This is a genomic window from Oscillibacter sp. KLE 1728 (genome assembly GCF_934833455.1).
Taxonomy (GTDB): domain Bacteria; phylum Bacillota; class Clostridia; order Oscillospirales; family Oscillospiraceae; genus Oscillibacter; species Oscillibacter welbionis.
The window spans coordinates 1-9009 of record NZ_CAKVVF010000083.1 but is presented as its reverse complement, the minus strand read 5'-3'; the positions used below and the strand labels follow the sequence as shown (position 1 = coordinate 9009).

General features: G+C 61.7%; 10 protein-coding genes, 1 pseudogene and 1 other annotated feature. Of the genes and pseudogenes, 9 read left to right on the top strand and 2 right to left on the bottom strand.

What is annotated here, in order from left to right:
* Both QVE23_RS09095 and rpsO read right to left on the bottom strand, forming a co-directional pair.
* Window positions 1-1186: pseudogene (locus tag QVE23_RS09095) on the bottom strand (polyribonucleotide nucleotidyltransferase); the annotation flags it as partial.
* A 173-nt stretch (window positions 1187-1359) separates the two neighbouring features.
* Window positions 1360-1626 carry a 30S ribosomal protein S15 gene (gene rpsO, locus QVE23_RS09090; protein ID WP_021750449.1) on the bottom strand — a complete coding sequence of 89 codons (267 nt, stop codon included), beginning with the start codon at window positions 1624-1626 and terminating at the stop codon, window positions 1360-1362.
* Window positions 1627-1921: 295 nt separating this feature from the next.
* On the opposite strand from rpsO, the gene QVE23_RS09085 reads away from it, so the two are divergent.
* The 9 genes from QVE23_RS09085 to QVE23_RS09055 all read left to right on the top strand — a co-directional run.
* Window positions 1922-2284 carry a GntR family transcriptional regulator gene (locus QVE23_RS09085; protein WP_119311850.1) on the top strand — a complete coding sequence of 121 codons (363 nt, stop codon included), beginning with the start codon at window positions 1922-1924 and terminating at the stop codon, window positions 2282-2284.
* The gene (locus QVE23_RS09080; RefSeq protein ID WP_021750452.1) at window positions 2281-3177 is read left to right on the top strand and encodes an ABC transporter ATP-binding protein; all 897 of its coding nucleotides are present in this window, start codon (window positions 2281-2283) and stop codon (window positions 3175-3177) included. Before QVE23_RS09085 ends, QVE23_RS09080 begins: the two co-directional genes overlap by 4 nt.
* The gene (locus tag QVE23_RS09075; RefSeq protein ID WP_287967994.1) at window positions 3152-5128 is read left to right on the top strand and encodes an ABC transporter permease; all 1977 of its coding nucleotides are present in this window, start codon (window positions 3152-3154) and stop codon (window positions 5126-5128) included. The genes QVE23_RS09080 and QVE23_RS09075 overlap by 26 nt, the downstream gene beginning before the upstream one ends.
* Complete coding sequence (locus tag QVE23_RS09070; protein WP_021750454.1) at window positions 5125-5775, top strand: peptidoglycan recognition protein family protein; 651 nt, start codon at window positions 5125-5127, stop codon at window positions 5773-5775. The genes QVE23_RS09075 and QVE23_RS09070 overlap by 4 nt, the downstream gene beginning before the upstream one ends.
* A gap of 102 nt (window positions 5776-5877) precedes the next feature.
* On the top strand, window positions 5878-6048 hold the full coding sequence (locus tag QVE23_RS09065) for a hypothetical protein (RefSeq protein WP_170180091.1): 171 nt from the start codon (window positions 5878-5880) through the stop codon (window positions 6046-6048).
* 63 nt (window positions 6049-6111) lie between these two features.
* Entirely contained in the window at window positions 6112-7446 is a 1335-nt protein-coding gene (locus QVE23_RS09060; protein ID WP_287967992.1) for a hypothetical protein, read from the top strand.
* A 71-nt stretch (window positions 7447-7517) separates the two neighbouring features.
* Window positions 7518-7769 (top strand) — a binding site (T-box leader).
* Between the two features lie 33 nt (window positions 7770-7802).
* Window positions 7803-8075 (top strand): PF20097 family protein, encoded by a 273-nt coding sequence (locus QVE23_RS10970; protein WP_353847531.1) that lies wholly within the window; start codon window positions 7803-7805, stop codon window positions 8073-8075.
* A 22-nt stretch (window positions 8076-8097) separates the two neighbouring features.
* Window positions 8098-8301, top strand: coding sequence for a PF20097 family protein (locus QVE23_RS10965; protein ID WP_021750458.1), 204 nt, complete (start codon window positions 8098-8100; stop codon window positions 8299-8301).
* A gap of 36 nt (window positions 8302-8337) precedes the next feature.
* Window positions 8338-9009, top strand: a 672-nt coding sequence (locus QVE23_RS09055; RefSeq protein WP_287967990.1) for a class I tRNA ligase family protein, incomplete at its 3' end; no start/stop codon positions are given.

Here is a 9009-nt window from a genome sequence, read left to right as displayed (position 1 = left end):
CGCCCACGGAGTAGCCGGGGAAGTTGTAGTGGTGCATATACCGCTTCTCCGTCTCCTCCCAGATGGTGTCCAGCTTCTGGTTGGCGGAGAGGGTGTCCAGGGTGCAGACGGAAAGCACCTGGGTCTGGCCGCGGGTGAAGAGGCCGGAGCCGTGGGTCCGGGGCAGCACGCCCACCTCGGCGGCCAGGGGCCGGATCTCGTTCTTCTGGCGGCCGTCCACGCGGTGGCCCTCCAGAAGCCACTGCTTGACGATCTTCTTCTGGAACTTGTAGGTGAACTCCTCCAGGTACTGGTCCATATCCGGATATTCCTCCAGATACTTCTCGTGCCACTTCTCGATCATGGCGTTCCAGCGGGCCTCCCGGATGTTCTTGTCGTCGGTGTCCATGGCGGCCTTGGCCTCGTCCATGAAGTCCGCCACGATCTTGTCGAACAGCTCCTGGTTGAAATCCGCGTGAGGATACTCAAACTTGGGCTTGCCCACCTCGGAGACCATCTGATCGATCAGGGCGATGATCTTCTGGTTCTCCTCATGGGCCATCTTGATGGCCTCGAACATCTTGTCGTTGGGGACCTCGTTGGCGCCGGCCTCGATCATGACCACCTTTTTGCGGGTGGAGACCACGGTGACGTCCAGGTCGCTGACCTTGCGCTGCTCGCTGTCGGGGTTGAACACCAGCTTGCCGTCCACAAGGCCCACCTTCAGGGCGCCCACGGGGCCGTTCCAGGGGATGTCGGAGATGGCCAGGGCGGCGGAGGTGCCGATCAGGGCGGCGATCTCTGGCGTGCAGTCGTGGTCCACGCTCATGACCGTGCACATGACGGACACGTCATTGCGGAAGTCGGAGGGGAACAGGGGCCGGATGGGCCGGTCGATGACACGGCTGGTTAGGATGCCCTTCTCGCCGGGGCGGCCCTCCCGCCGGTTGAAGGAACCGGGGATGCGGCCCACGGAGTACAGCTTCTCCTCAAAATCTACGCTCAGGGGGAAGAAGTCGATGCCGTCCCGGGGGCGGGGCGCCGCAGTGACGCAGCAGAGCACCCGGGTGTCGCCGTAGCCCACCATGACGGCGGCGTTGGCCAGCTCCGCCAGCTTGCCCACCTCCATGGTCAGGGGGCGGCCCGCCAGCTCCATCTCGTACTTGTGGTAGTTGGGGAATTGTCTCTTGGTGATAATGGTTGACATGTCTGGTCTCCTTTTTCGTATGATCTCCGCGGGAGCCAAACCATTTAGCACTTGAAGCAACGGCCGGATCCCCGGTCCCTCCTTCAACTGCTAAAAGATCGGCCTGCCCGCGGGCGTTGAAAGAATGCGGGAAGAGGGTGGTGCGGCAAAGGCGCACCACCCTCCACATTGACTCACTTCCGGATGCCCAGCTTGGCGATGAGGGCACGATAGCGCTCGATGTCCTTCTTCTGGAGGTAGTCCAGCAGACGGCGGCGCTTGCCGACCATCTGCAGCAGGCCGCGGTTGGAATGCTTGTCCTGGGGGTTGTTCCGCATGTGCTCGGTCAGCACGTTGATCCGCTCGGTGAGGATGGCCACCTGGACCTCGGGAGAGCCGGTGTCCCCCTCGTGGGTGCGGTTGGCGTCGATGATCGCGGTCTTCTGTTCTTTGCGCAGCATGAAAATTTCCACCTTTCTTCATATATACCCGCAGGGCTGCGCCCCGGGATCGGTGAAAGTCCACGGAGCGAAGGGCTGGGGCCGCACATACACGTGCTGTTGCATGATACCACAGAAATTCCCAGTTGTAAAGATAAAAATGTGGAGTTTTCCCCGGATCGGCGGAAAATTCCCCGTTTTTGTCCCCCGAATGGGCTTGACAAACCGCTTCTTCTCATGATAATCTAACCGTACTAATACGGTTAATACAGTTGCAGGGGCTGCACCGCGGCCCCGCGGAAGGGAAGGTGAGCGGATGATCAGCCTGAATTATCGGGACTCCCGGCCCATTTACGAGCAGATCCGGGACGGACTGCGGAAGCTGATCGTCACCGGTGCGCTGAGCGCGGACGAAAAGCTGCCCTCAGTGCGGGCGCTGGCCGCCCAGCTGGCCATCAATCCCAATACCATCCAGCGAGCTTATAACGAGCTGGAGGGCGAGGGATACATCTACTCGGTCCCCGGCAAGGGAAGCTTCGCCGCCGCGAACGCGGCGGCGGACTCCGCCCGGCGGGCGGAGCTGCTGACCCAGGTGCGGGAGCTCCTCTCCGAGCTGCGGTATCTAGGGGTAAGCCAGCAGGAGCTGCTGAATCTGGTGAAGGAGGCGAGTCCGTCATGATCGAAGTGAATGGCCTGGTGAAGCGGTTCGACGGCTTCGCAGCCCTGGACGGTGCCGCGCTGTCGGTGCCGGCGGGCAGCGTCTACGGCCTGGTGGGTCCCAACGGCGCCGGTAAGTCCACCCTGATCCGCCACCTGACGGGCATCTTCCGCCAGGACGCGGGCACGGTGCGCATCGGCGGCGAGGATGTGTGGGAGAACGCCGCCCTGAAGGCGCGGATCGCCGCCATCCCTGACGACTGGTACTACTTCCTTCAGTCCTCCATTCGGGATATGATGCGCTTTTACCGCGGATTTTATCCCGCTTTTTCCATGGAGCGGTATGAAAAGCTGAAGGAGGTCTTTCAGCTGGATGAAAAACGGCCTATCCGCCGCCTCAGCAAGGGTATGCAGAAGCAGGCGGCCTTCTGGCTGGCCCTGTGCTGCATGCCGGACTACCTGATTCTGGATGAGCCGGTGGACGGTCTGGACCCGGTGATGCGCCGGCAGGTGTGGTCTCTGGTGCTGGCGGATGTGGCCCAGCGAGGCACCACGGTGCTGGTTTCTTCCCACAACCTGCGGGAGCTGGAGGACGTCTGCGACCACGTGGGCATCATGGACCACGGCCGCGTGCTGCTGGAGCGATCCCTGGCCCAGCTGCAGGACAACATGGTAAAGCTGCAGGTGGTGTTCCCCGACGGGATGACGGAGGTGCCGTCGGACCTGCCGGTGCTCCACGCCAGCCAAATCGGCCGCATCCATACCTTCATCATGCGGATGAGCGCCCAGGAGGCAGAGGACCGTCTGGCGGCGTACAGTCCCCTGCTGGTGGACGCAGTGCCCCTGACCCTGGAGGAGATCTTTATTTATGAACTGGGAGGTGCGGACTATGCAGTCAAAGACATCGTACTTTAACGCCACGCTGTTCCGCAAGAACCTGACCCGGTTCTGGCCGCTGTGGGGCCTGGCGTCCTTTGTCGGCGCTCTGTTCCCTCTGGCGGTGCTGCTGGATATGGTGCACCGGGGCTGGAACGTCCTCTCCGCACCGGACTTCACCGGTATGTACTATGATGCGGTGAGCGCCGTGCCCGTCATCAATCTGGTCTACGCCGCCCTCTGTGCCATGGCGGTGTGGAGCTATCTATACAACGCCCGCAGCGTGGGGCTGATGCACACCCTGCCTATCCGGCGGGAAGGGCTGTTCCTCACCAACTTCCTCTCCGGCCTCTCCATGACCCTGATTCCCTACGCGGTCACCGGGGTCCTGTGCGTCGTGGTCTCCCTGTGCGGCGGGGCCTTTGACGCCAAGGGGCTGGCCGTCACCGTCCTGGCAGTGCTGGGTGAGAGCTTCTTCTACTTCTCCAGCGCCACCTTCGTGGCCTTCATCACCGGCAACGCCTTCGCCATGCCGCCGCTGTACGCCCTGCTCCACTTCCTGGCGGTGCTGCTGGACTGGCTGATCTCCTCCTTCGCCCAAGGGTTCATCTTCGGCTTTTCCACTTATTACACCGGGGTGGTGGAATGGCTCTCCCCCACCGTGTATCTGGTCAACAACGTCCGGTGCGCCCGGCAGTATGTGGAGGTCCAGCAGACGTTCCCCGATGGAACGCCTTACACCTCCCGCCTTTTGACCTCCGCAGACCTGGAGAGCTTCTGGCTGATCGGCGTCTACGCCCTGGTAGGACTGGCGCTGGCTGCCCTGGCCCTCATCCTCTACCGCAGGCGCCGCAGTGAGACCGCCGGCGACGTGGTGGCCGTGGGCTGGCTGCGGCCGGTGTTCCGGTACGGTGTGGCAGGGCTCTGTGCCCTGCTGGGCGGCCAGTTCCTCTACTCCCTGTTCTGGTATGGCTTCCAGCAGGGGGAATACTACGACACGCTGCCCATGGTGGTCTGCCTGCTGGCGGCAGGGGCCATCGGGTATTACGGCGCCTCCATGCTGCTGGCCAAGGCCTTCAAGGTGTTCCGGGGCAGCTGGAAGGGCCTGGGCATTGTGCTGGCGGGCTGTGCCCTGGTCTGCTGTGTGCTGCATTTCGACCTGCTGGGTGTGGCGGACCGGGTGCCGGAGGCCTCCCAGATCCAGACCCTGGAGATCCGGATTGCCGACAACACCTACACGCTCACGCCGGAGAAGGACGCGGACCTGCTGGAGCAGGTCAGGGCCCTCCATCAAACGGTGGTTGCCGACGAATCCTATGTTCGGGAGATGGAGGCCCGCAGATCTTCCACCTGGTCTGAGGATGAGACCCCCAACACGGCATACACCGGCCTGAATCTCACCTATACTCTGAAAAGCGGCACCCGGATAGACCGCTGGTACTCCCTGCTCATTACCCGGGACCGACTGGCCCAGCCAGAGACCTATGATTATCTGCTGGACCAGTTCGTGAACAGCGATACTGTAAAAGCCCGGCGCCTCCATCTGGATGACGATTTCTGGACGGTGAGCGGCGGCAGCCTGTACATTGACACTCGTGGCGAGGGCTACGAACTGGGCAGCCGGGAGGGTGACGCCATTCTCAAGGCAGTGGGCCGGGATCTGACCGCCGGGAACTGGGGGGATTACGACTGGTTCTCCGGCGACAGCGGCAGCAGCTATGCCATGGACCTGGGGCTGGACTTTGAAAGTGCAGACAAGGAGCGTTACGACTGGATCTCTGTCCATGTGACCCCTGCCATGACGGAGACGGTGGACTGCCTGGAGCGCCTCGGCCTGGTGACGAGGGCAGATCTCGTCACCTACCGGCAGCTGTATCCGGAGGACTATGGGGCGGACGGCTCCTCCATCTGGCAGGAGGTTCCGCACACGGGTGAGAATGCGGTGGTCTACACGGAGGACACCACTTCCGCCATGGTCTCCCCGGCATGAGGGGGGCAAGAACGCGGCGGCGCCGGAATCCCCGTTTTGCCGCTTTATGCCTGCTGCTGATCTTTGCCGCTGTGGGCGCCGCCGTCTGGCTGTGGGCCGGCCGGGGCCTTCCGGGAGAGGGCGTGGAGGTGCCGGACTATGTGCAGGCGGACCTCCTCACCGTGAACCCCTGGTCCCGGCCCGGCACGCCCCTGGAGAAGATCGATGGGATTGTGATCCACTACGTGGGCAACCCCGGCACCACGGCGAAGGCCAACCGGAACTACTTTGAATCCCTGTCCTCCGGGGAGACGGAGACATACGCCTCCAGCCACTTCATCGTGGGGCTGGAGGGTGAGGTCATCCAGTGCATTCCCCTGACGGAGATCGCCTACGCCTCCAATATCCGCAACGAGGACACCGTGGCCATCGAGGTCTGCCACCCGGACGAGACCGGGGCATTCTCCCCGGCCGCCTACCAGCAGGTGGTGGAGCTGACGGCCTGGCTGTGCCGGACCTTCGATCTGGATCCGGACACTGATGTGATCCGCCACTACGACGTGACGGAGAAGCTGTGTCCCCTCTATTATGTGGAGCATCCGGATGCCTGGGATGCCTTCCGGGCAGACGTTGCAGCAGAGATGGAGCGCCAGACCGAAGTCTCCTGACACGGAGCTTCAAAAATTTTTTGGTCCTCCGTGAAACAAAACGGCATTCTTGATCGTCTTATAAAGCAGAGGGAGATTTTACATCAAAGGGGGCCTTTTTCCATGGAGCAAAATCCGGCTGCCGCCACGCTCTGGCGCATGTGGGTGGATACCAAGCGGCGCATTGTCTCCTTCCACGAGGAGAAGGACTGCCAGCTGCTGGAGTTCCGCAGCCACGAGATGTTTTTGAGCTGCGTGGACCAATACGCCTGCAAGCAATACCGTTATCAATGACCCTGCGGGGCCTTTTCGTCCATATCCCGGCGGCTTCAGCCGCCTAAGGAGGCTTTTTGATCCATGTGGCAAAAACGCGGGCCAGCACTGCTGTGTCTCCTGCTGGCCACCGCACTGACGGTCTTTGCCGCCGCCCGCTCCCCCGCCGCTCCGCCCGGCGAAGTCCCTCCTCCGCAGACGCTGGAGGAGGAATCCCTGCTCTATGAAGAGACGCCGGTCCAGATTATCTCCCTGTTGGACCTGGAGCCGGTGGATACCCGGGCGTCTGCCAATCCCGTCCGGGTGGGGGGCGGCACCCTGGACCCTGTGGACCAAGCGGAGATGGCATCCGTTCTGGCGGAATGTACATTAAAAGACAACACCATCGTCAGGCTCTACGTTACAGCGGAGGGCCTGATCGATGGCGCTTTTTTGCGCCCTGGCGCCGGGTGGATCCGATTTGCCCGCCTGTACCGCGGCGCGGACCAGGGCCCCAATTACGCGGAAACCGCCGCCCTTACCGCCTGCTCCGGTATTCTGGGGCACGATGGCTTTCTGCTGCGGACCGACGGGCACTGCTCCGGCGTTTACTCCTATGATTACTACTGGTTCGACACTGCCGGGGACTTGCAGGTCCTCACCGCCAGGATGGACCCGGTGGCCCTGGACCTGGACGGGGACGGAACGGCGGAACTGGTCTGGGAGATCGCCGAGTGGCAGGGCGCGTTTTCCTTTTACTTCCGGCGGACAGACGGCGCCATCTGTTGTGTGACGCCGTCCGAATACATCGACGCATCGGGCCTGTTCCTGGCTGCGGTGGAGCAGGAGGGGCCCGGCCCGGTCCGGCTGATCTACCGCTATCACGGCACGGACGAGGATCAGGAACAGTTCTGCGCCGTGACGTTTCGGGACGGCGCCCTGGAGATTGAGATGGACCTTGTCTATGTCCCGGCCTCGCTGGAAGACACAGTCCCCCTTTCAGATCCCACAGCTGGCGGGGCCGCCCTGCCCCATGTGTCCATTACCGGCCCCGACGGCTGGACCATGGACGGTGCCGGGGAGGCGGCCTATCTGGATCTCTGGTCCCTTCTCTGGAACAGCCCATATCCCTCCTCGAAGGGGGCGGTGATCGTCCCCACCGATGCGCCGCTGGATGCGGAGACCACCTATACCGTCACCTTCTCCGATCCGCAGGCCGGGAACTCCTTTTCCTGGTCCCTGGACGCCGAGGGCATCTGCCGCCTGGACGGCATAGAGGGCAACTGCCGGATGGTGTCCACCGGTGTCGGCTCCCTGCCCGCATACTGTCACGATGTGCTGGAGATCTACTGCCGGGCCAGCCGCACCGCCCGGAACTATGACGCGCAGGGCCGATGGCTGGGATGGGATTTGGTCCCGGATACGGTCGCCCCGGGCTAAAACGGGTATCTTTTGCAAAAACCGCCTTGACAAACGGCGAAAATGTGATACGATAGTCCGGTAAATGGAACATTCCGGCGTGGAAAAGGACGAGTAACCGGCATCCCTCCTGCAAAGAGAGCCGCCGTTTGGTGCAAGGCGGACGGGAGCTGCGGCGAAAATCACCTTGGAGCCTCCTGCTGAAAGACGACGCGAGTAAGCGTGGACGATTGATGCCCGTTACAGCATCGGCCCGTGGCAGCGGGCTGTGAGGGGCTGTTTCCCGCAAGGGCGCAGCAGCGAGAGTGGTACCGCAGAGTGTTTGCAAACGCTTTGTCTCTTGAAAAAGAGGCAAGGCGTTTTTGTTTTCTGAAGGGATGTGTATTCTGGTGAAATGCCCAAACTGCGGAAAGGAAATGGAAGAGGGAACTCTGCACACCCGGAATTACCCTTTCTGGACGCAGCAGGAGCTCCGATTCTTTCGGGCCCCCACAGACACCGTGGAGCTGGGCCCCATTGGCGATGACACCACCAGCGTGTTTACACGGGATCCGTTCCCGGAATTTTCCCATGCCATGCTCTGCCGGGAATGCGGCCTTGTCACCTTCCCGTGCAGCTTGATTGAAACCTCCAAAAAAGATAGCAAATAGGAGCTGGAACAGGAGGAGCTTTATGAAGTGTCCGTATTGTCAGCAGCAAATGCAGGAGGGCTTTCTCAGCAGCCGCTCCCCCGTTTTCTGGTCAGAGGAGGTGTCAGGCCTTCCCCTTCCCGCCAGGAAGGGAGATTTGCTTCTGGGTGGAAAGCTGGGGCTGGTTGTCCGCCCCCGGGCTTACCTCTGCCGGAGCTGTAAAACCGTCATTACCCAATATCAATAAAAATTCAGCAAACAGAATGGAAATAGGAGGAAAGATATGGACTACAACAAGACCATCAATCTGCCCAAGACCGACTTCCCCATGCGGGCGGGCCTGCCCAAGCGGGAGCCGGAGATGCTCAAGCGCTGGCAGGAGCAGGACGTGTACAACGAGCTGCTGAAGAAGAACGAGGGCAAGCCCCTCTTCAATCTCCACGACGGCCCGCCCTTTTCCAACGGCGGCATCCACATGGGCACCGCCATGAACAAGGCCCTCAAGGATATCATCACCCGATCCTACGCCATGCGGGGCTACTACACCCCCTATATCCCCGGCTGGGACAACCACGGTATGCCCATCGAGTCCGCCATCATCAAGCAGAACAAGCTGAACCACAAGGCTATGAGCATTCCGGACTTCCGCTCCGCCTGCCATGACTTTGCCCAGCATTATGTGGGCGTGCAGATGGACGCCTTCAAGCGCATGGGCGTCATCGGCGACTGGGAGCACCCCTACCTCACCATGAACCCCGGCTTTGAGGCTGAGGAGGTGAAGGTGTTCGGTGCCATGTACAAGAAGGGCTATATCTACAAGGATTTCAAGCCCGTCTACTGGTGCCCCCACGACGAGACCGCCCTGGCGGAGGCAGAGATCGAGTATCAGGACGACCCCTGCACCACTGTGTATGTGAAGTTCCCCATGCACGACGATTGCGGCAAGCTTTCCGGT

What these genes read in the sequence shown, in the direction of transcription:
- rpsO (WP_021750449.1), bottom strand. Translation starts at nt 1,626, where the DNA reads ATGCTGCGCAAAGAACAGAAGACCGCGATCATCGACGCCAACCGCACC.
- QVE23_RS09085 (WP_119311850.1), top strand. Translation starts at nt 1,922, where the DNA reads ATGATCAGCCTGAATTATCGGGACTCCCGGCCCATTTACGAGCAGATC.
- QVE23_RS09080 (WP_021750452.1), top strand. Translation starts at nt 2,281, where the DNA reads ATGATCGAAGTGAATGGCCTGGTGAAGCGGTTCGACGGCTTCGCAGCC.
- QVE23_RS09075 (WP_287967994.1), top strand. Translation starts at nt 3,152, where the DNA reads ATGCAGTCAAAGACATCGTACTTTAACGCCACGCTGTTCCGCAAGAAC.
- QVE23_RS09070 (WP_021750454.1), top strand. Translation starts at nt 5,125, where the DNA reads ATGAGGGGGGCAAGAACGCGGCGGCGCCGGAATCCCCGTTTTGCCGCT.
- QVE23_RS09065 (WP_170180091.1), top strand. Translation starts at nt 5,878, where the DNA reads ATGGAGCAAAATCCGGCTGCCGCCACGCTCTGGCGCATGTGGGTGGAT.
- QVE23_RS09060 (WP_287967992.1), top strand. Translation starts at nt 6,112, where the DNA reads ATGTGGCAAAAACGCGGGCCAGCACTGCTGTGTCTCCTGCTGGCCACC.
- QVE23_RS10970 (WP_353847531.1), top strand. Translation starts at nt 7,803, where the DNA reads ATGTGTATTCTGGTGAAATGCCCAAACTGCGGAAAGGAAATGGAAGAG.
- QVE23_RS10965 (WP_021750458.1), top strand. Translation starts at nt 8,098, where the DNA reads ATGAAGTGTCCGTATTGTCAGCAGCAAATGCAGGAGGGCTTTCTCAGC.